This window comes from Cellulosimicrobium sp. Marseille-Q8652, assembly GCF_965112045.1.
The window spans coordinates 919,333-943,940 of sequence record NZ_CBCOPS010000001.1 but is presented as its reverse complement, the minus strand read 5'-3'; the positions used below and the strand labels follow the sequence as shown (position 1 = coordinate 943,940).

Annotated in this window: 20 protein-coding genes and 2 riboswitches; of the genes, 18 read left to right on the top strand and 2 right to left on the bottom strand. The window is 74.6% G+C overall.

Annotated elements, in window-relative coordinates:
- Nucleotides 1–5: 5 nt before the first annotated feature.
- Both ACWPWV_RS04125 and ACWPWV_RS04120 read right to left on the bottom strand, forming a co-directional pair.
- Complete coding sequence (locus ACWPWV_RS04125; protein WP_454041686.1) at nucleotides 6–2,639, bottom strand: MMPL family transporter; 2,634 nt, start codon at nucleotides 2,637–2,639, stop codon at nucleotides 6–8.
- Between the two features lie 93 nt (nucleotides 2,640–2,732).
- Nucleotides 2,733–3,395 carry a TetR/AcrR family transcriptional regulator gene (locus ACWPWV_RS04120; RefSeq protein WP_454041685.1) on the bottom strand — a complete coding sequence of 221 codons (663 nt, stop codon included), beginning with the start codon at nucleotides 3,393–3,395 and terminating at the stop codon, nucleotides 2,733–2,735.
- A gap of 169 nt (nucleotides 3,396–3,564) precedes the next feature.
- Nucleotides 3,565–3,655: riboswitch (SAM riboswitch) on the top strand.
- A gap of 340 nt (nucleotides 3,656–3,995) precedes the next feature.
- On the opposite strand from ACWPWV_RS04120, the gene ACWPWV_RS04115 reads away from it, so the two are divergent.
- The 18 genes from ACWPWV_RS04115 (at nucleotide 3,996) to ACWPWV_RS04030 (ending at nucleotide 24,528) form a co-directional block, all read left to right on the top strand.
- Entirely contained in the window at nucleotides 3,996–5,150 is a 1,155-nt protein-coding gene (locus ACWPWV_RS04115) for an LLM class flavin-dependent oxidoreductase (protein ID WP_454041684.1), read from the top strand.
- A 29-nt stretch (nucleotides 5,151–5,179) separates the two neighbouring features.
- Nucleotides 5,180–6,592, top strand: a complete 1,413-nt coding sequence (locus ACWPWV_RS04110) for an NtaA/DmoA family FMN-dependent monooxygenase (protein WP_454041683.1) — start codon at nucleotides 5,180–5,182, stop codon at nucleotides 6,590–6,592.
- A 40-nt stretch (nucleotides 6,593–6,632) separates the two neighbouring features.
- The gene (locus ACWPWV_RS04105; RefSeq protein ID WP_454041682.1) at nucleotides 6,633–7,493 is read left to right on the top strand and encodes a DUF1684 domain-containing protein; all 861 of its coding nucleotides are present in this window, start codon (nucleotides 6,633–6,635) and stop codon (nucleotides 7,491–7,493) included.
- The gene (locus tag ACWPWV_RS04100; protein ID WP_454041681.1) at nucleotides 7,490–8,074 is read left to right on the top strand and encodes a GNAT family N-acetyltransferase; all 585 of its coding nucleotides are present in this window, start codon (nucleotides 7,490–7,492) and stop codon (nucleotides 8,072–8,074) included. The genes ACWPWV_RS04105 and ACWPWV_RS04100 overlap by 4 nt, the downstream gene beginning before the upstream one ends.
- Entirely contained in the window at nucleotides 8,071–9,162 is a 1,092-nt protein-coding gene (locus ACWPWV_RS04095; protein ID WP_454041680.1) for an amino acid ABC transporter permease, read from the top strand. The genes ACWPWV_RS04100 and ACWPWV_RS04095 overlap by 4 nt, the downstream gene beginning before the upstream one ends.
- A complete protein-coding gene (locus tag ACWPWV_RS04090; protein WP_454041679.1) occupies nucleotides 9,159–9,944 on the top strand; it encodes an amino acid ABC transporter ATP-binding protein in 786 nt (261 codons plus the stop codon). The genes ACWPWV_RS04095 and ACWPWV_RS04090 overlap by 4 nt, the downstream gene beginning before the upstream one ends.
- Nucleotides 9,945–10,087: 143 nt before the next feature.
- Nucleotides 10,088–11,113: an ABC transporter substrate-binding protein gene (locus ACWPWV_RS04085; protein ID WP_454041678.1), complete on the top strand. Its 1,026-nt coding sequence runs from the start codon at nucleotides 10,088–10,090 to the stop codon at nucleotides 11,111–11,113.
- A gap of 5 nt (nucleotides 11,114–11,118) precedes the next feature.
- Complete coding sequence (locus tag ACWPWV_RS04080) at nucleotides 11,119–12,279, top strand: FAD-dependent oxidoreductase (RefSeq protein ID WP_454041677.1); 1,161 nt, start codon at nucleotides 11,119–11,121, stop codon at nucleotides 12,277–12,279.
- On the top strand, nucleotides 12,276–13,214 hold the full coding sequence (locus ACWPWV_RS04075) for a nitroreductase family protein (RefSeq protein ID WP_454041676.1): 939 nt from the start codon (nucleotides 12,276–12,278) through the stop codon (nucleotides 13,212–13,214). The genes ACWPWV_RS04080 and ACWPWV_RS04075 overlap by 4 nt, the downstream gene beginning before the upstream one ends.
- 82 nt (nucleotides 13,215–13,296) lie before the next feature.
- The gene (locus ACWPWV_RS04070) at nucleotides 13,297–14,496 is read left to right on the top strand and encodes an LLM class flavin-dependent oxidoreductase (RefSeq protein WP_454041675.1); all 1,200 of its coding nucleotides are present in this window, start codon (nucleotides 13,297–13,299) and stop codon (nucleotides 14,494–14,496) included.
- A gap of 45 nt (nucleotides 14,497–14,541) precedes the next feature.
- Nucleotides 14,542–14,910: a rhodanese-like domain-containing protein gene (locus tag ACWPWV_RS04065; protein WP_454041674.1), complete on the top strand. Its 369-nt coding sequence runs from the start codon at nucleotides 14,542–14,544 to the stop codon at nucleotides 14,908–14,910.
- A gap of 87 nt (nucleotides 14,911–14,997) precedes the next feature.
- Entirely contained in the window at nucleotides 14,998–16,113 is a 1,116-nt protein-coding gene (locus tag ACWPWV_RS04060; protein ID WP_454041673.1) for an LLM class flavin-dependent oxidoreductase, read from the top strand.
- 92 nt (nucleotides 16,114–16,205) lie between these two features.
- Entirely contained in the window at nucleotides 16,206–17,303 is a 1,098-nt protein-coding gene (locus tag ACWPWV_RS04055; RefSeq protein WP_454041672.1) for an LLM class flavin-dependent oxidoreductase, read from the top strand.
- Between the two features lie 119 nt (nucleotides 17,304–17,422).
- A riboswitch (SAM riboswitch) is annotated at nucleotides 17,423–17,536 on the top strand.
- Between the two features lie 99 nt (nucleotides 17,537–17,635).
- Entirely contained in the window at nucleotides 17,636–19,276 is a 1,641-nt protein-coding gene (locus ACWPWV_RS04050; protein WP_454041671.1) for an ABC transporter substrate-binding protein, read from the top strand.
- A 74-nt stretch (nucleotides 19,277–19,350) separates the two neighbouring features.
- A complete protein-coding gene (locus tag ACWPWV_RS04045; protein ID WP_454041670.1) occupies nucleotides 19,351–20,304 on the top strand; it encodes an ABC transporter permease in 954 nt (317 codons plus the stop codon).
- The gene (locus ACWPWV_RS04040; protein WP_454041669.1) at nucleotides 20,301–21,386 is read left to right on the top strand and encodes an ABC transporter permease; all 1,086 of its coding nucleotides are present in this window, start codon (nucleotides 20,301–20,303) and stop codon (nucleotides 21,384–21,386) included. Before ACWPWV_RS04045 ends, ACWPWV_RS04040 begins: the two co-directional genes overlap by 4 nt.
- Nucleotides 21,383–23,152 (top strand): dipeptide ABC transporter ATP-binding protein, encoded by a 1,770-nt coding sequence (locus tag ACWPWV_RS04035; protein WP_454041668.1) that lies wholly within the window; start codon nucleotides 21,383–21,385, stop codon nucleotides 23,150–23,152. Before ACWPWV_RS04040 ends, ACWPWV_RS04035 begins: the two co-directional genes overlap by 4 nt.
- Nucleotides 23,149–24,528: a M20/M25/M40 family metallo-hydrolase gene (locus tag ACWPWV_RS04030; RefSeq protein ID WP_454041667.1), complete on the top strand. Its 1,380-nt coding sequence runs from the start codon at nucleotides 23,149–23,151 to the stop codon at nucleotides 24,526–24,528. The genes ACWPWV_RS04035 and ACWPWV_RS04030 overlap by 4 nt, the downstream gene beginning before the upstream one ends.
- The last annotated feature ends 80 nt before the right edge of the window (nucleotides 24,529–24,608 follow it).

Below are 24,608 nucleotides of genomic sequence, written 5' to 3'. Positions count from 1 at the left end.
CTGCGTCAGCCCTTCGCGGGCTCCGGCTCGGTGGCGTCGCCCGAGGCCTGCGCCTCCGGCCCGGCCGCCACGGCGGCACCGTGCTCGTGCGGGTGCCGGCGCTCGAGCGCGGCGCCCTCGACGTCGACGTCCGGCAGGATCCTGTCGAGCCAGCGCGGCAGCCACCACGCCTTGTCGCCGGCGAGGTGCATGAGCGCCGGGACCAGCAGCATGCGGACCAGGAACGCGTCGACGAGCACGCCGAACGCGAGCGCGAAGCCGATGGGCCGGATCATCGCGCTGTGCGAGAACACGAACCCGCCGAAGACCGAGATCATGATGATCGCGGCGGCGGTCACGACGGATCGCCCGGCGCGCACGCCCTGCACGACGGCGATCCGCGCCGGCGCCCCGTGGGCGTACGCCTCGCGCATCCCCGAGCCGAGGAACAGCTGGTAGTCCATCGCGAGGCCGAAGAGGATGCCGACGAGCAGCGTGGGCAGGAAGTTGAGCACCGGACCCGGCGTCTCGACCCCGAAGACCCCGGCCAGCCAGCCCCACTGGTAGATCGCGACGACCCCGCCGAGCGCGGCGAAGTACGACAGGATGAACCCGAGCGTCGCGACCACCGGGACGAAGATCGACCGGAACACGAGCACGAGGATGATCAGCGACAGCCCCACGACGACCGCGAGGTAGATCGGCAGCGCCTGCGCGAGCTTGTCGGAGATGTCGATGTTCCCGCTCGCGGACCCTGCGACGCCGATCGTGACGTCGCCCTCGAGCAGCTCGACGTCGCGCAGGCTGTGCACGAGCTCCTCCGTCGACTCGCTCGTCGGGCCCTCGGCGGGGACGACCTGGAACGCGGCGACCGTGCGGTCCTCCGACGTGCCGATCGGGGCGACGGCGACGACGTCGTCCTGCGCGAAGAGCTCCTCGGCGACCCGCACCTGGTACTCGAGCGCCTCCTCCTCCGTGGGCGTGCCCGGGAGGTCGGCGACCACGAGGAGCGGTCCGTTCGTGCCCTCGCCGAACTTCTCGGCGACGGTCGAGTAGGCCCGGTACTGCGTGGAGTCGTGGGCCTCGGACGAGCCGTCGGGCAGGTTGGTGCGCAGGTCGAGCGCCGGGAGCGCGATCACGGCGACGGCGGCGATGCTGAGCACCACCGTCGCGAGGGCGCGCGGCGTCGACATGGGCCGCACGGGCTTCGTCGGTGCGGCGGGCGCGGCCTCGCCGGTCGCCGTGCTCGCCCCGGCGAGCCGCGCCCGCTCGCGCTTGCTGAGGATGCGCGTACCGATCATGGACAGCAGCGCGGGCGTGAGGGTCACCGCGATGAGGACCGCGATCGCGACGCACAGCGCGCCGACCGTGCCCATGAGCCCGAGGAACGGGATGCCCGTGACGTTGAGCGCGAGCAGCGCGATGAGGACCGTGGCCCCCGCGAACACGACTGCGTTGCCGGAGGTGCCGTTGGCGAGGGCGATCGACTCGAGCACCTCGTCGCCCTGCTTGAGCTGGCGCCGGTGCCTGTTGATGATGAACAGCGAGTAGTCGATCCCGACGGCGAGACCGAGCATGAGGCCGAGCACGGGGGTCACGGACGACATCTCGACGACGCCGGACAGCGACATCGCGGTGAGCGCGCCGATGCCGACGCCGATCAGGGCCGTGACGAGCGGCAGCCCGGCGCCCACGAGCGTGCCGAGCATGATCACGAGCACGACCGCCGCGACGACGAGACCGATCGCCTCGCCCACGCCGAAGACCTCCGGGACGCCGGCGGCGATGTCGGACGAGAAGTCGGTCTGCACGCCGTCGACCGGGTCGTCGGCGAAGACGGCCACGAGGTCGTCCTTGGTCGACTGCTCGATGCTCATCTGGGCCTCGGTGAAGGAGACGCTCGCGACCGCGGCGCTGCCGTCCTCGGAGACCATGCGGATGTCCGACGCCATCTCGAGCAGCGGGGCCGAGAGCTCGAGCTCGGCGGCCTGCTCCTCGAGCTGCGTGCTCTGCTCCTCGAGCGCGGCCTGCTGCTCCTCGATCGTCGCGGCCTGCGCGTCGAGCTCGGCACGCCCGGCGTCGAGCTCGGCCTGCTGGGCGTCCAGCTGGGGCGCCGCCTGGTCGGCGATGCCCGCGGCCTCGGCCTGTGCGCGGGCCTCGTCGAGCTGCGCCTGCCCGGCGTCGAGCTGCGCGCGCGCGGCGTCGAGCTGCTCCTGGCCGTCGGCGAGCTGGGTGCGCCCGGCCTCGATCTGCTCCCGCCCGTCGGCGATCTGCGTGCGGCCGTCCTCGACCTGCGCGGCCTGGTCGGCGAGCTCGGACTGCGTCGCGAACGGGTCGATCACGGTCTCGACGCCGTCGACCTCGCCCGCCGTCGCGATGCGGTCGCCGATCTCCGCCTCCTGCTCGGCGGTGAACGCCGAGCCGTCCTCGGTCTGGAAGACGATCGTGCCGCTGCCTCCCGAGGCCTCGGGGAGCTCGGACTGCAGGCGCTCCGTGACCTCGGAGGTCGGGGTGCCGGGGATCGAGAAGCTGCTCGCGAGCGTGCCCCCGAACGCGGCGAACGCCGCCCCCGCGAGGACGAGCACCGCGAGCCAGGCCGCGAGGACGGTCCGCGCCCGGCGCGCGCACGCGCGTCCGAGCCGGTAGAGGATTTCAGCCATGAGGGTCCTTCGTGAGGGAGCGGTCAGGACGGTGCGGAGGCGTTCGCCGAGGTCGGTCGTGAGGTCGTGAGGTCGTGAGGTCGTGCGGGTGCGTCAGGCGGAGCGGCCCGACGGCGCGGCGTGCCCGTGCCGGGCGCGTTCGACGAGGTGGTCCAGCAGCCCGGTCCAGACCTCGCGGGACGCGGCGTCGTCCGTGGCGCCCGTGGCCTGCCACCAGTGGCGGTGGATGACCATGATGCCGCTCATGAAGGACGCGACGAGGAGCTGCACGTCGAGCAGGTCGGCCTCGGGATGCCGTCGCGAGAGGCCCTCGACGAGCCTCTCGCTGAGGTCGGTGAACGTGCGCGCGACCATCGTCGTGACGCGCGGCGACGGCTCGGCGCAGCCCTCGCTGCCGAGCACGCGCGTCAGGTAGGCCATCGGTGCGACGAGGTCGGTCGCCCGCAGGACCGCGGCGAGCTCGTCGAAGAGCGAGCCGTCGCGGTCGTCGTCCCGGGGTGCCGTGGCGCTGGCGCCGAAGTCGTCGGCGACCGTGCCGAGCACGCGCGCGCCGACCTCGGCCACGACGTCGTCCACCGAGGAGAAGTGGTTGAAGACCGTCCGGCGGGCGACGTCGGCCCGCGCGGCGAGCTCGTCGACCGTGAACCGGGAGCCGTCCCGTTCCTCGAGGAGCGCGGCGGCGGCGTCGACGATGGCGCCCCGGTGGCGTCGTCGCAGCGCGGCGCGGCGGTCGTGCGTGGGAGGGTCGGCGAGCACCTCCCTACACTAGATGCATCGTTGCACTCGGTGCAAAATACGGCCGTGCAGCGCTAAAGTCGACAACAATGGTCCAGTATGTGGGAAGTCGGGCGTCCCGCGTTGACTCCCCTCGGGGCCCCTCGTAAGTTCCCGCTCACCGAGGCCACGACGGTCCCGGTGACGACATGGTCAAGAGCTCCGACGTCAAGCCCCGGCTCGTCGGACGGCAACCCTCCGCGCGGTGGGGTGCCCCGGGTGAGGACCAGGTCGCGCGACCCCGCCCGCCGGCGCGGTCCGCGACAACGACGCGGCGCCCGGCGACGGGCACGAAGGAGAAGGACGATGGACCTCGCACCGTCGAGCGGCGCGGCGCACCGCGCCTCGACCCGTCGACCCGTCGCCGGCCACCTCGGCGAGCGGTCACGAGGAACCCTCCTGCTCCGCTGTTGTCGCTAACCGGCTGACGGCGTCGCCACGCCGACGACGCCACCGACGGGACCGGCCCGTCCCCGGTCCGTCCCGGACCTCTCCCCGCCCCCGTGACGACTCACGGCGCGCTGACCCCTGCCCTCTCCCGGAACGCCGCGCACCCCCGCGCGCCTCGAGAACGGATGACCCATGCCCGGCACGACCTCCCGTCCCCGTCCCGTCCACCTCGGCGTCGACCTCACCGACGCGGGCGCCCACCCTGCCGCGTGGCGCACGACCGGCTCCCAGGCGCAGCGGCCCTTCGACGCCAAGCGCCTCGTCGAGCTCGTCGCCACCGCCGAGCGCGGGCTGCTCGACCTCGTCACGCTCGACGACGCGTTCTCCCTCCAGCCCGGCCGCGGTGGCGTCCGTGGGCGCCTCGACGCCGCGCTCGTCGCGTCGCGCCTCGCCCCGCGCAGCGCGGGCATCGGCCTCGTCCCGACCGTCACGACGACGCACACCGAGCCGTTCCACGTCTCCAAGGCCCTCGCGACGATCGACCACGTGAGCAACGGCCGGGCCGGGTGGCAGGTGGGCTGGTCGACGACGCCCGCCGAGGCCGCCGCGTTCGGGCGCAAGGACCCGCAGGACGAGCCGGACGCCGTCGCCGAGGCGGACGAGGTCGTCGAGGCCGTCACGCGGCTCTGGGACTCCTGGGAGGACGACGCCGAGATCCGGGACGTCTCGACGGGACGCTTCGTCGACCGGGAGAAGCTCCATCATGTCGACCACGAGGGCATCCGCTTCGCCGTCAAGGGCCCGTCGATCACGCCGCGCCCGCCGCAGGGCCAGCCGCCCGTCGTCGTGCGCGTGACCTCGCCCGCGTCCGCGGACCTCGCGGCCCGCCGGGCCGACGTCGCCCGGGTGCGGGCGACCACCCGCGACGAGGCCGTCGCGGTGCGCGAGCAGCTGCGCAGCGCCGCGTCCGACGCCGGCCGCCACCCCGACGACCTGCGCGTCCTCGTCGACGCCTACGTGGTCATCGGCGCCGACCGCGCCAGCGCGCAGGCGCGCCTCGACCTGCTCGAGGACCTCGAGGGCGTGAGCTGGGACACCGACTCCCTCACCCACGTCGGCACCGCGCGCGACCTCGCCGCGACGGTCGAGGGCTGGTCCGTCGCGGGCGCCGCCGACGGCTTCCTCCTGCGTCCGTCGTCGCTCAGCACCGACCTCGACGCGGTCGTGGACCGCGTCGTGCCGCTCCTGCAGGGCGCCGGCCTGTTCCGCACCGAGTACCCCGGCACGACGCTCCGGGACACGCTCGGGCTCGCGCGTCCCGCGAACCGCTACGCGGCCATCGCCTGACAGCGGCCCGGACGAGACAGGAGCACGGCATGAGCACCCGACCCCGCAAGCAGATCCACCTCGGCGCCCACTTCCCGGGCGTCAACAACACCACCGTCTGGAGCGACCCGCGGTCCGGCAGTCAGATCGACTTCGCGTCGTTCGAGCACCTCGCGCGCCGTGCCGAGGAGGCGAGGCTCGACTTCTTCTTCCTCGCCGAGGGTCTGCGCCTGCGCGAGCACAAGGGCCGGATCCACGACCTCGACGTGGTCGGGCGGCCCGACACCCTGCCCGTCCTCGCCGCGCTCGCCGCGGTGACGGACCGCCTCGGCCTCGCCGGGACGATCAACACGACCTTCAACGAGCCGTGGGAGCTCGCGCGCCAGTTCGCGACGCTCGACGTCCTGTCCGAGGGTCGAGCGGCGTGGAACCTCGTGACGAGCCCCGACGCGTTCACGGGTGCGAACTTCCGCCGCGGCGGCTACCTGCCGTACCCCGAGCGGTACGCGCGCGCCGCCGAGGTCGTCGAGGTGGCCCGCGCGCTGTGGGACTCGTGGGACGACGACGCCGTCCTCGCCGACCGCCTCTCGGGCGACTTCCTGCGCCCCGGTGCCGTGCGGCCGGTCGCGCACCACGGCTCGTACGCGGACGTCGTCGGCCTCTTCCCGACGCCGCGAGGTCCCCAGGGCCACCCCGTGCTGTTCCAGGCCGGCGACTCGGGCGACGGGCGCGAATTCGCCGCCGCGACCGCCGACGTCGTGTTCTCCGCGCACTCGACGTTCGACGCGGGCCGCGCGTTCTACGAGGACGTCAAGGGCCGCCTCGCCGCGCACGGGCGGGACCGGGACGAGCTGAAGATCCTGCCGGCGACGGTCGTCGTGGTCGGGGACACGCCGGCCGACGCCGAGGAGCGCGCGCGGGAGATCCGGCTCCAGCAGGTGTCGGGCCCGACGGCGATCGCGTTCCTCGAGCAGGTGTGGGGGCGCGACCTCGAGGCGTACGACCCGGAGGGGCCGTTGCCCGACGTCGAGCCCGACGTCGAGAACGTCTCCATCACGCGCGGGCGCGTGCGCCACGTCAAGGACCCGCGCACGGTCGCGGCCGCGTGGCGCGAGCAGGCCGCGGCGAACGGGTGGTCGATCCGCGAGCTCGTGATCCAGGTGACGTCGCGCGGCGGGTTCGTCGGGACGGCGCAGCAGGTCGCCGACGACATCGACCGCCACGTCCAGGAGGACGCGTCCGACGGCTTCATCCTCGTGCCGCACCTCACCCCGACGGGTCTCGACGACGTCCTCGACCGGGTCGTGCCGCTGCTCCAGGAGCGCGGCTCGTTCCGGACCGAGTACGAGGGCTCGACGCTGCGCGACCACCTCGCGCTCGTGCACCCGTCCCGACGGGCGGCGGGAGCGTCGCCCGCCGAGCACAGCACCGCCCGGACCGGTGTCACCGCGCCCGTCGGCTGACCGCCACCACCCCGCATCGCCGTCTCCCCCGGAGGACCTCATGACGACCACGCTCGACAGCACCACGACCGCCTCGACCGCCGTGGCGGAGCTCGCGGCCTGGCACGCACAGCGCGAGGAGGAGCTGAGCACGCCGCACGGGTGGCTCAGCCTCGTGGGCTACCACTGGCTCGCGAGCACGCCCGGGACGCTCCCCGGGGTGCCCGGCCTCTGGTGGGCCGACGGCGACGGCGCACACCACCTCCCCGACGACGCCGCCGTCGTCGCGCCGGACGGGAGCCCGGTGGGCACGGTCGTCGTCGACGAGGGAGGTTCGCGCGTCGCCGGGACGTACCTCCCGGCGGGCCGCGGGGCGACCGACGGGGGCGACGACCGTGGCGTCGGGACCGTCCGCGTCGCCGTCGAGGTCGTGCGGCGGACCGGGCGCTCCGCGATCCGTCTGCGCGACCCGCTCGCCCCGGCCCGGACCGGCTTCGCCGGCGTCCCGCGGTTCGCGCACGACCCCGCCTGGGTCGTCGACGCGCCGGTGCGCTGGTACGACGAGCCGAGGCCCGTCGTCGTCGGCGCTGCCCGCCCCGGTCTCGTGCACACCGTGCGCGCCGTCGGCGAGGCCGACGTCGAGCACGACGGCCGGACGGCGACGCTCGTCCTCACCGCCGGACCCGGCGGAGCGGTGACGCTCCTGTTCAGCGACGAGGCGGACGACGTCGCACCGTGGCGCGTGCTGAGCGTCGACGTGCCCGACGACGCGACGGCGTCCGCGCCCGCGACGCTGCGGCTCGACCTCAACCGCACGACGAACCTGCCGTACGCGTTCTCGGACTTCGGCACGTGCCCCGCGCCGGTCCCGGGCAACCACGTGCCGTTCGCCGTCACGGCGGGGGAGCGGGCCCCACGATGACGACCCTGACCGGCTCGACCGCGCGCCGCGAGGTGCGGTCGGTCGCGATGACCGACCCCCTCGTGCGGCCGCTCATCGACGAGCTCGCGCACGAGTACTGGACCCGCTACCAGCGCGTCCTCACGGCGGAACAGCTCCGCGAGGAGATGGAGCACTACCCCGCGCAGGACTTCGCGGCGCCGCACGGCGAGCTCGTCCTCGTCCTCGAGGACGGCGAGCCGGTCGCGGGCGGCGCGTTCCGGCGCCGGACGGAGCCTGAGCTGGGCGACGCCGCACGGCTCGCCCGGCCCGGCGCGCGCCGGGCCGACGGGACGCCCGCCGTGCGCACCGCCGAGCTCAAGCGCATCTGGACGCACTCCGCGCACCGTCGTCGCGGCCTCGCGCGCGTCGTGCTCCACGAGCTCGAGCGCCGCGCGCGCGAGCGCGGGTACCGGCGCGTCTACCTGACGACGGGACCCCGCCAGCCCGAGGCCGCCGGCCTCTACCTCGCCACGGGGTACGCGCCGCTGTTCGACACCACGGCCGAGCCGGAGGAGATCGGTCCGCTCGCGTTCGAGAAGTGGCTGGAGGTCTCGCCATGAGCACGGTCTCGCTCCCGCAGGACGAGTCGCGCCAGCTCGTGCCGCCGCCCGGCCGGCACCCGGACGAGCCGGTGCGCCCGGGGCTGCGTCTCGAGGAGCTGCGCATCGTCGGGGCACGCCACCCCGGGCGCTGGGTCGCGACGGCCGTCGTCGCCGTGCTGCTCGCGATGGTCGTCAGCTCGCTCGTCACGAACGACCGCTGGGAGTGGGGCGTCGTCGCGACGTACCTCACGTGGCCGTCGGTCCTCGAGGGCGCGTGGGCGACCATCCGGCTCACGCTCGTCGCGTCGGTCGTCGGGTTCGCGCTCGGGACGGTGCTCGCGCTCATGCGGCTCTCGCGCTCGCCGCTCCTGCAGTCGGTGTCGTGGACCTACACGTGGGTCTTCCGGTCGGTCCCGCTGCTGCTCCAGCTCCTGCTCTGGTACAACCTCGCCTACCTGTACCCCTACCTGAGCCTCGGCGTCCCGTTCGGCCCCGAGCTCGTCTACTTCGACACGCTCTCGGTGATCGACAAGTTCTGGGCCGCGATCCTGGGGCTCGGCCTCTCGCAGGCCGCGTACTCGGCCGAGATCGTCCGGGCCGGGATCCTCTCCGTCGACCAGGGCCAGCAGGAGGCGGCCGCGTCGCTCGGCATCCCCAAGCGGCGTCAGGTGACCCGCATCATCCTCCCGCAGGCGATGCGCTCGATCGTCCCGACGGCGGTCAACGAGGTCATCGGCCTGCTCAAGGGCACGTCGATCGTCTACGTGCTCGCCTACGGCGAGCTGTTCTACATCGTCAGCGTGATCTACGGGCGCAACGGCCGCGTCGTGCCGCTGCTCATCGTCGCGTCGATCTGGTACCTCGTGCTGACCACCCTCATCACGGTCGTGCAGTACTACGTCGAGCGGCACTACGCGAAGGGTGCGGTGCGCACCCTCCCGCCGACCCCGCTGCAGAAGGCGCGCTGGACGGTGCTCGTGGGGGCGTCCCGCCTCACGGGCCGGCCCGTTCCCCCCTCCGTCCCGCCCGGGTACGCGGCACGTGCGCGGGTGGGCGTCCTCACCCGCACGGCGCGCCGGCCCGCCGGATCCGGGGGGATCGCATGACCACGACCGTGAAGGACAGGACCGCGGGCCTCGTCGAGGTCCACGGGGTCCACAAGAGCTACGGCACGCTCGAGGTGCTGCGCGGCGTCGACCTCACCCTCGCACCCGGGTCGATCACGGTGATCCTCGGCCCGTCCGGCTCGGGGAAGTCGACCCTCCTGCGGGCGATCAACCACCTCGAGAAGGTCGACAAGGGGTTCATCTCGCTCGACGGCGACCTCATCGGCTACGTCCGCCGGGGCGACACCCTGCGCGAGCTCAAGGAGCGGGACATCCTCGCCCAGCGGACCCGGATCGGGTTCGTGTTCCAGGGCTTCAACCTCTTCCCGCACCTCACCGCGCTCGAGAACGTCGTCGAGGCCCCGGTCTCCGCGCAGCGCCGCCCCCGGGCCGAGGTCGAGGCGGAGGCGCGCGACCTCCTCGCGCGCGTCGGTCTCGCGGACAAGGCCCACGCGCGGCCGCGCCAGCTGTCGGGCGGCCAGCAGCAGCGGGTCGCGATCGCGCGGGCCCTCGCGCTCCGGCCCCAGGTCCTGCTCTTCGACGAGCCGACGTCCGCGCTCGACCCCGAGCTCGTCGGCGAGGTGCTCGACGTGATCAAGGACGTCGCGAGCACGGGCACGACGCTCGTGGTCGTCACCCACGAGATCGGCTTCGCGCGCGAGGTCGCCGACGCCGTCGTCTTCATGGACGCCGGTGCCGTCGTCGAGCAGGGCACGCCTGCCGAGGTCCTCGACCACCCGCGCCACGAACGCACGCGCGCGTTCCTCGAGAAGGTCCTCTGACCCGGCCGACCCGGACCGCCACCACGACCCGCACGACCACGACCCGCACGACCACGACCGTCAGACCTACGACCGGCCGACCGGCCGCCGTCGCACCGCACTCCCCGCGTCACCCGACGCGCCACCGAAAGGCAGGACAACCCGTGACCGCAACGACCACCCGCGCCCGCGCCGCCCGCGCGCTCGCCGCCCTCGCCGCCGTGCCCCTGCTCGCGCTCACGGCGTGCGCCGGCGTGAGCACCGAGGCGCCCGCCGCCGCCGACGAGGCGGGCGGGGGGTCGGGCAGCACCGAGGCGTCGGTCTCGGAAGCCCTCGACGTGAGCACGAGCCCCGAGCAGGACCGCATCCGGACGACCGAGTCCGCGGAGGCCGTCGCGCTGCTGCCGGACGCCTGGAAGGACAAGGACGAGATCGTCGTCGCGATCTCGGCGGGCGCCGCCCCGCCGCTCGGCTTCCTCGCGGACGACGACGAGACGCCGATCGGGAACGAGACGGACATCGCCCAGCTCGTCGCCGACGCCCTCGGCAAGGAGCTGCGCCTCGAGGTCAAGGCGTGGGCCGACTGGCCGCTCGCGCTGGGCTCGGGCGCCGTCGACGCCGTCATCTCCAACGTCACCGTGACCGAGGAGCGCAAGGAGACGATCGACTTCTCCACGTACCGCACCGACGAGCTCGGCTGGCTCGTCGCCGCGGACTCCGACATCGAGTCGATCACGCAGCGCGAGGACATCGCGGGCAAGGTCGTCGGGGTCAGCTCGGGGACCAACCAGGAGAAGATCGTCCTCGAGTGGGACCGCCTCAACCAGGAGGACGGCCTCGAGCCGATCCAGGGTCCCGAGTACTACGAGCAGTTCTCCGACGTGCTGCTCGCCGTCCAGTCGGGCCGCCTCGAGACGTACGTCGGCCCGAACGCCTCGCTCGCCTACCAGGCGGCCGTCTCGCCCCAGGACTTCAAGGTCGTCGGGACGCTCAACGGCGGCTGGCCGGACACCGCGCAGATCGCCGTCGCGACGAAGAAGGGCGGCGAGGTCGCGCCGGCGATCACGGCGGCCCTCAACCACGCGATCGAGGACGGCACCTACCTCGAGGTCCTCGAGCGCTGGGGGCTGGAGTCCGAGGCGATCGAGAGGTCCGAGACCAACCCGCCCGGCCTGCCCAAGACCGAGTGAGTCCGATGTCCCAGCGCACCGAGCACGTCGACCACCTCGTCGTCGGCGGCGGCGTCATGGGCTCCGCCACGGCGTGGCACCTCGCCCGGCAGGGCCGCGACGTGGTGCTGCTCGAGCGCTTCGAGCCCGGGCACGTCCACGGCGCGTCGCACGGCGCGTCGCGCATCTACCGCACGACGTACGCCGAGCCCGAGTACCTCGACCTCGCCCAGGAGGCCCTCGGGCTGTGGCGCGAGCTCGAGGCGGAGAGCGGCCTCGAGATCCTCGCCGTCACGGGCGGGGTGAGCCACGGGCGACGCGACGCCACCGCCGAGCGTCGGGTCGACGCGATCGCGTCGGCGTTCTCCGCGCGGGGGATCGGGCACGAGTGGCTCGACCCCGCCGGGGCCGAGGAGCGCTGGCCGGGCCTGCGGTTCGAGGGGCGCGTGCTGCACGAGACCTCCGCGGGCCGCCTGCACGCCGATCGCGCGGTCGCCGCCCTCCAGGGGGCGGCGACGGCGCACGGGGCGCACGTGCGGCACGAGTCGCCCGTGCGTCACCTGGAACGCGTCCCCGGCGGGACCCGGGTCGTCACGGACACGGGGGACGTGGTCGCGGGGGTCGTCGTGCTCGCCGTCGGCGCGTGGAGCGCAGGCCTGCTCGACGGCACGCCCGTGGGTGCTCTGCCGCTCGTCGTGACGCAGGAGCAGCCCGCGCACTTCGCGGTGCGTCCCGGCCCGGCGTCGGGTGACTGGCCGGCCTTCACGCACGACGTCGGCCCCGGCACGGCGTACCCGAGCGGCGTCTACGGCCTCGCGACGCCGGGCGAGGGCGTCAAGGTCGGGTTCCACGGGGTCGGGCCCGTGACCGACCCCGACCGCCGGACCTACCGCCCGGAGCCCGCGCAGCTCGCCGCGCTGCGCGAGTACGTGCGCACGTGGCTGCCCGGTCTCGACGCGGACGCCTTCGTCCCCGTGAGCTGCACCTACACGACGACGCCCGACCACGACTTCGTGCTCGACCGCCGCGGTGACCTCGTCGTCGGCGCGGGCTCCTCCGGTCACGGGTTCAAGTTCGCGCCCGCGATCGGGCGCGTCCTCGCCGACCTCGCGACCGGGCGCTCGGACGCCGCGTCCCGGTTCGCCCTCCACCGCTTCGCCGCCCGTCCCGAGAGGACCGCCTCATGACGCTCGCCGTCTCCGCCGACGCCACCCCAGGGCCCGCAGCCCCCGTCGGCGCGGCCGCCGTGCCGCCCGGACCGTCCCGCGGCCCCGGGCCGTCCACGCTCGCCGCGCGCTACGGCGTCGACCCCGACGCGGTGGACGGCGCCGCGCCCGGCGCGCGCACCGGTCTCGCCGACCTGCCCGACGGCGCGGCGGCCGTGCTCGGGACACAGCTCGCGCACCGGACCGTCCGCCGCTACCTCACGGACCCGCTCGACGCCGACGTCGTGCCGACCCTCGTCGCCGCGGCGCAGTCCGCCCCGACGTCGTCGAACCTCCAGCTCTGGAGCGTCGTCGCAGTCACCGACCCCGAGCGCCGCGCGCGGCTCGCGGACCTCGCGGGAGACCAGGAGCACGTCCGGACCGCGCCCCTCCTCCTCGTCTGGCTCGCCGACGTCGCCCGCGCCCGCGCCCTCGCGGACCGCGCCGGGGTGCGGCTCGACGCGACCGACTACCTCGAGACGACCGTCGTGGCGTTCGTCGACGCGGCCCTCGCCGCCCAGAACGCCGTCGTCGCGGCCGAGTCCCTCGGGCTCGGCACCGTCTACATCGGCGCGCTGCGCAACTACCCGGCGCAGGTCGCGGCGGAGCTCGGGCTCCCCGAGGGGGTCGTCGCCGTCGTCGGGCTCGTCGTCGGGCACCCCGACCCGGCCGGTGGCGAGCGCGTCAAGCCCCGGCTGCCGCAGGGCGCCGTGCTCCACGCCGAGCGGTACGACCTCGCGGCCCAGCACGAGCACGTCACCGCCTACGAGGAACGCATCGAGCCGTTCTACCGCGCCGAAGGGCTCGACGGCGGGTGGCGGCACCGGGTCGTCGACCGCCTGCGGGTGCCCGGGGCGCTGCGCGGCCGCGCGCACCTGCGCAGCGCGCTCGCCGCGCTCGGGTTCCCGTCCCGCTGAGCAGCACCCGCGACCCACGGGCCGCACGACCGCACGACCGCACGACCGCCCGCGAGGCGGCACCGACACAGAGGAACCACCGATGACCGAGACCACCGCCACCGCCGGGCGCGTGCCCCTGTCCGTGCTCGACCTCGCGATCGTCCCGGAGGGGTCGACCGGGCAGGACGCCGTGCGCCGCGCCGTCGAGCTGGCGCGCGACCTCGACGCGTTCGGCTACCACCGGGTCTGGTACGCGGAGCACCACCTGTCGCCGGGTGTCGGCTCGGCGGCTCCGGCGGTGCTCGCGGCCGCCGTCGCGGCGCGCACCGAGCGGATCCGGGTGGGCAGCGGCGCGGTGCTGCTCAGCACGACGAGCCCGCTCGTCGCGGCCGAGCAGTTCGGCACGATCGCCGCCCTGCACCCCGGCCGCGTCGACCTCGGGCTCGGCCGCGCGTTCACGCCGCCGACGGGCCGCGCGGCGAGCGGGCCGGCCGCGCCGCCCGCGCCGGTGGCCGGACCGGTCGCCGGGGCGCGCGTCGTCGACGGCCTCTACGTCCCGGGCGCGCCGCCGGTCGACCACACCGACTCGGTGCTGCGCGAGCGGCTCCTCGCGCAGAAGCGCGTCGTCGGGGCCGCGCGCACGCCCGCGAGCTTCCAGGACGAGCTCGAGCTCGTCCTGGGCCTGCGCGCGGGCTCCTACCGCGACGCGGACGGCCACCCGTACGTCAGCCCGCCGGTCGAGGGCGCGGACTGGAACCTGTGGGTCCTCGCGTCGAGCCCGGGCGAGAGCGCGCGCGTCGCCGGGGCGCTCGGCCTGCCGATCGCGGCGAACTACCACGTGAGCCCGTCGAACACCCTCGAGACGGTCGCGGCCTACCGTGCGGCGTTCCGGCCGGGGGTGCTCGACGCGCCGTACGTCGTCGTCTCCGCCGACGTGCTCGTCGCGGACACGATCGAGCGGGCCCGCGCGCTCGCGACGCCGTTCGCCGACTGGGTCCTGTCGATCCGCCGCGGCGCCGCCGGTGCGATCCCCTATCCCCGCCCGGGTGTCGCGCCCGCGTGGGAGGACCGTCCGGAGGCCGAGCGCGCGACCGTCGCGGACCGCGTCGACACGCGCGTCGTCGGCGACCCGGAGACGGTCGTCTCCCGGCTCGAGACGCTGCGTCGGGCGACCGGCGCCGACGAGCTGCTCGTGACGACCGCGACCCACGACCCGGCCGACGCCCGCCGGTCCTTCGAGCTGCTCGCGGAGCACTGGTTCGCGCCGGCGCGCGTCCAGGAGCTCGCCGCCGCCCGCTGACCCCGAGATCGTCCCGACTCCCCACCCGTCCTTCGAGGAGGAAGCATGACCACCGTCCCACCCCTGCAGTCCGCCACCGACGCCGGCGCGAAGGTCGCCGCCGGCGCCCTGCTGGTCGACGTCCGCTCGGCCGCCGGGCGCGCGTCGCACGGCGACATCCCCGGCGCGACGCTCGCCGACCGCGCCGACCTCGACGCGCTCTTCGGTCCGGCGTCGGCCCCGGCCGTGTCCCTCGACACGCCCGTCGTCGTCGTGTGCGGGTCCGAGAACGGCTCCGGCCCCGTCGCCGAGGCGCTCGCCGCGCGCGGGTACACGAACGTGTCGCACGTCGCCGGGGGCTTCCCCGCGTGGCGCGTCGCCGGGCTCCCGTCGACCGCGCCGGTCGCGGCGGAGCAGCCCGCCGGACCGGCCTGAGCGGACCGCCACGACCCGCGGACACGTCCGCCTCCCGGGCGGCGCGCGCCGTCCGACGACCACCCACCCCGACCGAAGGAGACCCCCGTGCCCGTCGAGTTCCTCGGCATCGCCACGACCAACGACGCCTCGGAGACCACCGAGCGCACCACCGCCGCGTTCGACCCGGCGTACCTCGAGCGCATCGTCCGCGCGCACGAGGACAACGGGTGGACGCGCGTCCTGTTCGCCTACGGGTCCTCGGGCCCGGAGCCCGCGGCGCTCGCCGCCTACACGGCGTCGCGCCTGCAGACGATCGAGCTGCTGCTCGCGCACCGGCCCAACGTCTCCTACCCGACGTACGCGGCCAAGACGTTCGCGACCCTCGACCAGCTCTCCGGCGGGCGCCTCTCCGTGCACTTCATCACGGGCGGCAACGACCACGAGCAGGCGCGCGAGGGCGACACGCTCACGAAGGACGAGCGGTACGCGCGCACCCACGAGTACATCCAGGTCGTCAAGCAGGCGTGGTCGAGCGCCGAGCCGTTCGACCACCACGGCCCGTTCTACGACGTCGACGACTTCGTGCTCGACACCAAGCCGTTCGAGGGACGCACGCCGACGATCTCGTTCGGCGGGTCGTCGGACGCGGCGTTCCGCGTCGGCGCCGCCGAGGCGGACATCTACGCGGTGTGGGGCGAGCCGCTCGACCGCACGGCCGAGCAGATCGCGCGCGTGCACGCCGAGGCGCAGGCTGCCGGCCGTGCGACGCCCCCGCGCATCCACGCCGCGTTCCGGCCGATCGTCGCCCCCACGGAGGAGCTCGCGTGGGAGAAGGCGCGCCGCGTGCTCGACCGCATCGAGGCGCGCAAGGCCGCCGCCGGCGGGCAGCTGAGCCGCCGGCACCCGATCGACAGGCCCGAGAACGCCGGGTCGCAGCGTCTGCTCGAGATCGCCGCTCAGGGCGAGCGGTACGACACGGCCCTGTGGACGGCCACCGCGAAGGCGACGGGCGGCGCGGGCAACTCCAACGCGCTCGTCGGCACGCCCGAGCAGGTCGCCGAGGCGCTCCTCGCGTACTACGACCTCGGCGTGCGGGTGATCTCGGCTCGCGGCTACGACCTGCTCGACGACGCGGTCGACTTCGGGCGGTACGTCATCCCGCTCGTGCGCGAGGAGGTCGCGAAGCGCGACGCCGAGGCGCAGCGCGCCGACGCCGCCTGACCCCCCGACCACCCACACCGAACCGCGCAGGCAGGGGCCGGGGACCCCGAGCCCTGCCTGCGCGGCGACCCTTCAGCGAGGAGCCGTCTCCCGTGCGCTTCCAGGTGCTCGACATCGTGTTCAACCCGCCCCACCCCGTGACCGGGGAGGCGGTGGCGCCCGCCGACCGGCTGAACCGGGTCGTCGACACGGCCGTGCTGGCCGAGAACCTCGGCTTCGACTCGTTCGCCGTGGGGGAGCGGCACGCGGGCCAGGTGCTGTCGTCGGCACCGACGGTGCTCCTCGGCGCGATCGCGAGCCGCACGTCGCGCATCCTCCTGTCGACGGGTGTCACGGTGCTGTCCCTGCTCGACCCGATCCGCGTCGCGGAGGACCTCGCGACGGTCGACCAGCTCTCGCGAGGGCGGCTCGAGATCGTCATCGGCAAGGGCAACGAGGTGCTCCAATACCCGCTGCTCGGGCTCGACATCGGGAAGCAGTACGAGTACCTCGAGGAGAACTACGAGCTGCTGCGCCTCCTGCTGACGGAGGAGGACGTGTCGTGGACGGGCCGGCACCGGCACGCCCTGGAGAACGCGACGACGCTCCCGCGCCCGTTCGCGGGGCCGTTCCGGGTCTGGCACGGCTCCGCGACGTCGCAGTTCGCCGTCGACCTCGCGGCGCGGTACGGCGACCCGATCGTCAGCGCCAACGCGCTCCAGCCGCGCGAGAACTACCAGGTGCTCATCGACCGGTACCGCGAGCGGTACGCGGAGCACGGGCACGACCCGGCGTACGGGTTCGTCGGGTCGGGCTCGGGCGGGCTCTTCCTCGCCGACACGACCGAGGAGGCCGTCGAGCAGTACCGGCCCGTCTACGAGGGGCAGGTCGCCGCCGCGGCGCGGCGCGGGTACGGGCCCGACGCCGTCGGGAAGGCCCCGAGCTTCCGCACGGTCGAGGACGCCGTGGAGCGCGGGCCGGCGCTCGTGGGCTCGCCCGAGCGGGTCGCGGAGAAGATCCTCGACTACCACGCGTCGTACGGGCACGACCTGCAGTCCGTGTCGGTCAACCACCTCGTCCCGGCGACCCAGCAGGAGGACGTCCTGCGCCGGTTCGCCGAGGAGGTGGTCCCCGTGGTCCGCGCCGAGGTCACGACGGATCTCTGGGGTCCCGCCGACGCCCGTCGCGCGGCAGGCTTCACGGCCGTCTGACGACGGACCCGTCGCCCAGAGCCCCGTCGGGAGCGTCCCGCGCGAAACATCCGTCCGGCATGCGGGACGTCCGTCTCGATACTTGACCGGAACGGTCGAGATTGGTTCCGTAGGCCGCAGGTGACGAGCGTCAGCACGAAGGCCCGGCTCGCTGACCAGCAACCCTTCGACGTGACGGGGTGCTCCGGGAACGACCTGACCGCGCAGCTCCCGCTGCGGGGTAAGCACGGCCCCCGCGTGGACCCGCCGCGCCTCCGTCCCAGGGCGGGGAGCGACGTCCACCGGTGCCGACAGACCGCCGGCCACCGGCACCCCGAGGAGACAGCACGACCATGAACAGCGCACCCCACCGCCGTCGGCCCCTGACCGCCACCACGGCTGCCACCGCGGCCGCCGCGGCGGCCGGACTCCTGCTCGCCGGCTGCGGGGGCGCCGGCACGGGGACGGGCGACACCGCGGACGCCGCGTCGGCCCCGGCCGAGCCCGTCGCGGGCGGCGACCTGACCTTCGCGATCACCGTCGACTCCCACTGCATCGACCCGCAGCAGGTCGGCAACAACGACGCCATCGCCGCCGCTCGCCAGACCGTCGCCTCGCTCACGGCCCAGGACCCGGAGACCGGTGAGATCCTGCCGTGGCTCGCGGAGAGCTGGGAGGTCGACGAGAACGCGTCGAGCTACACGTTCCACCTGCGCGACGACGCGACCTACGCCGACGGCACACCGATCGACGCGGCGTCCGTGAAGACCAACTTCGACGCGATCGTGGCGCTCGGCGCGGCGGCGTCGCTCGGCTCGCAGTACCTCGTCGGCTACGAGGGGACGACGGTCGTCGACGAGAGCACCGTCACGGTCGACTTCGCCGAGCCGAGCGCGCAGTTCCTCCAGGCCACGTCGACGTTCTCGCTCGGCCTGCTCGCGCCGTCGTCGGCGGACCTGAGCGTCGAGGACCGCTGCGCCGGCGAGTTCGTGGGCTCCGGGCCGTTCGCCGTGCAGTCGTACACGCAGGACCAGGAGATCGTGCTCGAGAAGGTCGCGGGCTACGCGTGGGGCTCCGCGGCGAACGACCACACGGGCGAGGCGTACCTGGACACCGTGACGTTCAAGGTCGTCCCCGAGGCGAGCGTGCGCAGCGGCAGCTTGCAGTCCGGGCAGATCGACGCGACCGCGGCGATCTCGACCGTCGACCTGCCGCAGTTCGACGGCAACGGCTTCTGGCTGTCGTACCGCGCGAACCCGGGCGTCGTCTTCAACCTGTTCCCCAACGAGTCGAGCGCGCTCGCGGGCGACGAGGCCGTGCGGACGGCGATCTCGAAGGGCATCGACCGCGAGCAGATCGCGGACACGGTCCTCAGCGAGCAGGACGAGCCGGCGACGGGCGTGCTCTCCCACTCGACGCCGCTCTACGAGAGCATCGCCGAGGAGCTCGCGTACGACCCCGAGGGTGCGAGGAAGATCCTCGACGACGCGGGCTGGGTCGAGGGCGCCGACGGCGTGCGCGAGAAGGACGGTCAGAAGCTCTCGACGACGGTGACCTTCTGGCAGGTTCCCGAGCCGCTCGAGCTCGTGCAGCAGCAGCTCGCGCAGATCGGCGTCGACCTCCGGCTCCAGCACGTCACCGTCGCCGAGTCGCAGGCCATCAAGGAGAGCGGCGACTTCGACTTCGACTACTACAACCTCACGCGCTCCGACCCGGACGTGCTGCGCACGATCTTCTCGGCGAACGCGCGCAACATCAACCAGCGCGACGCCGCGGAGGTCGACGACCTGCTCGACCGCTCCGCCGCGTCGACCGACGCGACGGAACGACAGGAGCTCGTCACCGAGGCGTCGCGCCTGCTCGTCCAGCACGGGCACGCGATCCCGGTCTACGAGCTCTCGACGACCATCGCGGCGTCCGACAGGGTCCACGGCCTGACGTTCGAGGCGTCCTCGCGCCTCGACTTCTACGACGCCTGGGTCGTCCAGGACTGACCCGACCGGGTCCGCCTGCCCGACGCAGCGTCGTCGGGCAGGCGGACCGGACCACCACGGAAGGAGGCCGACCCATGGGCCGGTACGTCCTGCGCCGCGCCGGTCAAGGCCTGTTCGTCCTCTGGGCGGCGTTCACGATCTCGTTCTTCGTCCTGTACCTGCTGCCGAGCGACCCTGCGGCGCTCATGGCGAGCGGCGGCGGGGAGGCGGACCAGGTCGACCCCGCCCTCCTCGACGACCTCCGCGCGCAGTACGGGCTCGACCGCCCCGTGGTCGTGCAGTACCTCGACGCGCTGTGGCACGCCCTGCGCCTCGACTTCGGGGCGTCGTACACGTCGGGGGCGCCGGCGAGCCGGCTCGTGCTCGAGGCGCTCCCGGCGACGCTCACGCTCACGGCGTCGGCGCTCGTGCTGGCGGTCGTCCTCGGTGGCGGCCTCGCCGTCGCCAGCACCTTCCCCCGGGCGCGGTGGCTGCGGCACGCGCTCTCCTCGCTGCCCCCGCTGGGCGTCGCGCTCCCGACCTTCTGGGTGGGCCTGCTGCTCCTGCAGTGGTTCTCGTTCCAGCTGCCCCTGTTCCCCGCGATCGGCGACGACGGACCGATCGGCCTCGTGCTGCCCACCGTCACGCTCGCGATCCCCGCGAGCGCCTCGATCGCGCAGATCCTCGCGCGCAGCCTGCGCGGCACGCTCACCGAGCCCTACGTCGAGACGGCGCGGGCCAAGGGCGCGAGCCGCGCGCGCGTGCACTTCGCGCACGCGCTGCGGAATGCCGCGATCCCGGCGCTCACGGTGCTGGGCGTGCTCGTGGGCAGCCTCCTGGGCGGCACCGTCGTGACCGAGACCGTGTTCTCGCGGACCGGCCTCGGGCGGCTCACGGTGACCGCGGTGGACTCCCAGGACATCCCGGTGGTGCAGGCGGTCGTCGTGTTCTCGGCGCTCGTCTTCGTGGTCGTGACGCTCCTCGTCGACCTCGTGTACCCCCTGCTCGATCCGCGGATCGACGCTCGACAGAAGGTGGTGGCGGCATGAGCAGCAGGCCAGGGGTGCGGGTCGTGCTGCGCGACCCCGCACCGGACACGACCGCGGCGGCACGCGTCGCGCACCCGGCGGTGCCGGACGTCCAGGCGCCCGAGGTGCCGGACGCGCCCGAGGTGACCGGGCGGCCCGTGGCGCCCGGCGCTCCCGCCGCTCGGAGTCCGGAGGAGATCGAGATCGAGATCGCGGACCGTGCCGACGCGCGGTCCGTCATCCGGCGCGGGCTGGTGCGCGGCGCGCCGGTGCCGGGCCGCGCACGCCGCGTCGCGCGCTACCTCGTGCGGCGTCCGGGGCTCGTCCTGGCCGGCGTCGTCGTGCTCCTCGTCACGGCCTGGGCCGTGGTGCCCCAGCTCTTCACGGCGTACGACCCGCTCGTGGGCGTCCCGGCCGACCGCCTGCAGCCGCCGTCGACGACCCACCTCTTCGGGACCGACCACCTCGGGCGCGACGTGCACGCGCGCGTCGTGCACGGTGCGTCCGTGTCGCTGCTCGCGACGGTCGTCGCGGTCGCGGTGGGGCTCGTCGTGGGGTCGGCGCTCGGTCTGCTCGCCGGCTTCGTGCGCGGCTGGGTGGACGACGTGGTCGGCCGCCTCGTCGACGTCCTGCTCGCGATCCCCAGCATCCTGCTCTCGCTCGCGATCATCACGGCGCTCGGGTTCGGCACGATCAAGGTCGCGATCGCCGTCGGCATCGCGAGCGTCGCCACGTTCGCGCGCGTCATGCGCGCCGAGGTCCTGCGCACGTCGACGTCGGTGTACGTCGAGGCGGCGCGTGGTGCGGGCGTGCGCTGGTACGGCGTGCTGTGGCGGCACGTGCTGCCCAACTCGACGGGCCCGGTCGTCGCCCTCGTCGCGCTCGAGCTCGGGACGGCGGTGCTCGCGATCTCCGCGCTGAGCTTCCTCGGCTACGGCACGCCGCCACCGGCGCCGGAGTGGGGGTCGCTCGTGTCGGGCGGCCGTGACTACCTCGCCACGGCGTGGTGGCTGACGACGCTGCCCGGCCTGGTGATCGTCGCCGTCGTGCTGTCGGCGAACCGGATAGCGCGGGCCCTGGAGAGGACGGGAGACGAGTCATGACCACCACCACCGGCACCACCGAGGACGCCGCGCCCCCCGGACCGCTGCTGGAGATCGCCGGGCTCGAGGTCGCGTACCGCATGCGCGACGGCGGCACGTACCGCGCGGTGCGCGGCGTCGACCTCACCGTCGGTCGCGGCGAGGTCGTCGCTCTCGTCGGCGAGTCCGGCTCGGGCAAGAGCACGACCGCGCACGCGGCGCTGCACCTGCTCCCGCGCGGCGGCAGCGTCACCGCGGGGTCGATCCGGCTCGGTGGGCGCGACCTCGGCGCGCTCACGGAGAAGGAGTGGCAGGAGGTGCGCGGCCGCGAGCTCGGGCTCGTCCCGCAGGACCCGACGGTCTCGCTCAACCCCGTGACCCGCGTGGGCGACCAGGTCGCCGAGGTCCTCGTCATCCACGGCCTCGCACGGCGCCAGGAAGCCCGCCGGCGCGCGGTGGAGCTCCTGCGGCAGGCCGGGATCGACGACCCGGAGGCCCGTGCGCGCCAGTACCCGTCCCAGCTGTCGGGCGGCATGCGCCAGCGCGTGCTCATCGCGATCGCCGTCGCGGCCGGGCCGCGACTCCTCGTCGCGGACGAGCCCACGAGCGCGCTCGACGTCACCGTGCAGCGCCGCATCCTCGACCACCTCGACGGGCTCGTGCGCGAGCTCGGGACGGCCGTCCTCCTCATCACGCACGACCTCGGCGTCGCGGCGGACCGGGCGGACCGGATCGTCGTGCTCGAGCGCGGTGCCGTCGTCGAGGAGGGCACCGCGGACCAGGTGCTGGACGACCCGCAGCACCCGTACACGAAGCAGCTCGTCGCGGCGGCACCGAGCCTCGCGAGCGCGCGCCTCGTGGCGGCGGCCGAGCCGTCGCGTGCCGTGGCCGGGGACCGCGCGGGGGCGCACCGGGCCGCGGTGGCGGGGTCCGTCGTCGGACCGGGCGCCTCGGGTCCCGACGACACCGGCCGCGCCGACTGCGCACCCGTGCTCGAGGTCCGGGACCTGCGCAAGGAGTTCACGCTGCCGCGCGGCTCCGCGCACCGCACGCTCGTCGCGGTCGACGGCGTGAGCCTCGCCGTCGAGCGGGGCCGGACGTACGCGCTCGTGGGCGAGTCCGGCTCCGGGAAGAGCACGACGGCGCGGCTCGCGCTGCGGCTCGAGCGTCCGACGGCCGGGACGGTGCTGTTCGAGGGCGAGGACATCACCTCGGCGCGCGGGGAGCGGCTGCGCGCGCTGCGACGCGGGTTCCAGGTCGTCTACCAGTCCCCGTACGCGTCCCTCGACCCGCGGTTCACGGTCGAGCAGATCATCACCGAGCCGCTCCGGGCGTACCGCGTCGGGTCGGCGTCCGAGCGCGCCGACCGGGCGCGTGCGCTCGTCGAGGACGTCGCGCTGCCGGCCGACGTCCTGCGCCGCGGCCCGCGCGAGCTGTCGGGCGGGCAGCGCCAGCGCGTCGCGATCGCGCGGGCGCTCGCGCTGCACCCCGCCCTCGTCGTGCTCGACGAGCCGGTGTCGGCGCTCGACGTGTCGGTCCAGGCGCAGATCCTCGAGCTGCTCGTGCGGCTCCAGGCCGAGCACGGGCTGACGTACCTGTTCATCTCGCACGACCTCGCCGTGGTCCGCCAGGTGTCCGACCACGTCGGCGTCATGCAGTCCGGGCGGGTCGTCGAGCAGGGCCCGGCGGACGCCATCCTGCTCGACCCGCAGGAGGCCTACACGCGCGAGCTGGTCGCCGCCATCCCCGGTCGCCGGGCGCTCGCGGGTCTGGAGGAGAGCCGATGACCACGACCACCACCCCCGCGTCGTGGCCGGGCGCGAGCCCGGACGACCACCGCCGACGCGCCGGGCAGACGACCGAGCTGCTCCAGGCGCTCGTCCGGAACGCGTGCGTCAACGACGGCTCGGTCGGATCGGGCCAGGAGATCCGGACCGTCCGCACGCTCCTGGACTTCCTCGACGGGGTGGACGGCCTCGAGATCGAGGTCGTCGAGCCGCAGCCCGGCCGGGCCTCGCTCGTCGCGCGCCTGCGCGGCACGGACCCGGACGCGCCGTCGCTCGGCCTGGTCGGGCACACGGACGTCGTGCCGGTCGAGCCCGCGGGCTGGAGCCGCGACCCGTTCGGCGGCGAGCTCGTCGACGGGTGGGTGTGGGGTCGCGGGGCGATCGACATGCTCGGCCTGACCTCGGCGTTCGCCGTCGTGACGCGCGCGCTCGCCGCCTCGGGACGGCGCCTGCGCGGCGACCTCGTGCTCGTGGCCGTGGCCGACGAGGAGCACGGCAGCGTGTGGGGCGCCGACTGGCTGACGACGCACCGCTGGGACCTCGTCGGGGTCGACGCGGTGCTCACGGAGTCGGGCGGCGTCCCGGTCGGCACGGGCGGGCGGCGCACCGTCGCCGTGGGCGAGAAGGGCGGCGCGGGGCGACGGCTCCGCGTCGTCGGGCGGCCCGGGCACGGCTCGGGACCGTACGGCTCGCTCAACGCGATCGTCCTCGCGGCAGAGGCCGTGCGCCGGATCGCCGAGCACCGGGCGCCGCTCGTCGTGGGCGACCTGTGGCGGCGGTACGCCGCCGCCCTCGACGTCCCGCAGGAGGTGCGGGAGGCGCTCCTCGACCCGGAGCGGCTCGACGACGCGCTCCCCGCGCTCGGTGTCCTGGGCTCCGTGGCGCACGCGACGACGCACACGACCGTCGCGCCGACCGTCCTGCACGCCGGCGCCAAGCCCAACGTCATCCCGGGCGAGGCCGAGGTCACGCTCGACATCCGCGTGCTCCCGGGGACGCGACCGCAGGACGTCGACGACCTGCTACGCGACGCGCTCGGCGATCTCGCCGAGCACGTGCACGTCGAGGGCGACCACTTCGGCGAGCCGTCCTTGTCCCCGTTGCACACCGAGCTCTTCGCGATCATCGACGAGACGGTGGGCGACGTCGTCCCGGGCGCGAGCGCGCTCCCGACGCTCGGGACCGGCGGGACGGACGGGCGGTTCTACCGCCGCCGCGGCGTCCCGGCCTACGGGTTCGGGCTGCTCAGCGACCGCTGGGACCCGGGCGTGTTCCGCAGCCTGTTCCACGGCAACGACGAGCGCGTGGACGTCGAGTCGCTCGGCCTGACCACGACCGCCCTGCACGAGGTCGTCACGCGGTACCTCGCCCGGTGACCGCACCGCGTTCACGTCCTCTCGGCAGGTGAGAGGACCGGGCGGACGCTTGCACCGGGAACCGGCGAGTGGTCCGCTGT

Coding starts and splice junctions, on each gene's coding strand:
- ACWPWV_RS04125 (WP_454041686.1), bottom strand. CDS start 2,639: ATGGCTGAAATCCTCTACCGGCTCGGACGCGCGTGCGCGCGCCGGGCG.
- ACWPWV_RS04115 (WP_454041684.1), top strand. CDS start 3,996: ATGCCCGGCACGACCTCCCGTCCCCGTCCCGTCCACCTCGGCGTCGAC.
- ACWPWV_RS04110 (WP_454041683.1), top strand. CDS start 5,180: ATGAGCACCCGACCCCGCAAGCAGATCCACCTCGGCGCCCACTTCCCG.
- ACWPWV_RS04105 (WP_454041682.1), top strand. CDS start 6,633: ATGACGACCACGCTCGACAGCACCACGACCGCCTCGACCGCCGTGGCG.
- ACWPWV_RS04100 (WP_454041681.1), top strand. CDS start 7,490: ATGACGACCCTGACCGGCTCGACCGCGCGCCGCGAGGTGCGGTCGGTC.
- ACWPWV_RS04095 (WP_454041680.1), top strand. CDS start 8,071: ATGAGCACGGTCTCGCTCCCGCAGGACGAGTCGCGCCAGCTCGTGCCG.
- ACWPWV_RS04090 (WP_454041679.1), top strand. CDS start 9,159: ATGACCACGACCGTGAAGGACAGGACCGCGGGCCTCGTCGAGGTCCAC.
- ACWPWV_RS04080 (WP_454041677.1), top strand. CDS start 11,119: ATGTCCCAGCGCACCGAGCACGTCGACCACCTCGTCGTCGGCGGCGGC.
- ACWPWV_RS04075 (WP_454041676.1), top strand. CDS start 12,276: ATGACGCTCGCCGTCTCCGCCGACGCCACCCCAGGGCCCGCAGCCCCC.
- ACWPWV_RS04070 (WP_454041675.1), top strand. CDS start 13,297: ATGACCGAGACCACCGCCACCGCCGGGCGCGTGCCCCTGTCCGTGCTC.
- ACWPWV_RS04065 (WP_454041674.1), top strand. CDS start 14,542: ATGACCACCGTCCCACCCCTGCAGTCCGCCACCGACGCCGGCGCGAAG.
- ACWPWV_RS04050 (WP_454041671.1), top strand. CDS start 17,636: ATGAACAGCGCACCCCACCGCCGTCGGCCCCTGACCGCCACCACGGCT.
- ACWPWV_RS04045 (WP_454041670.1), top strand. CDS start 19,351: ATGGGCCGGTACGTCCTGCGCCGCGCCGGTCAAGGCCTGTTCGTCCTC.
- ACWPWV_RS04040 (WP_454041669.1), top strand. CDS start 20,301: ATGAGCAGCAGGCCAGGGGTGCGGGTCGTGCTGCGCGACCCCGCACCG.
- ACWPWV_RS04035 (WP_454041668.1), top strand. CDS start 21,383: ATGACCACCACCACCGGCACCACCGAGGACGCCGCGCCCCCCGGACCG.
- ACWPWV_RS04030 (WP_454041667.1), top strand. CDS start 23,149: ATGACCACGACCACCACCCCCGCGTCGTGGCCGGGCGCGAGCCCGGAC.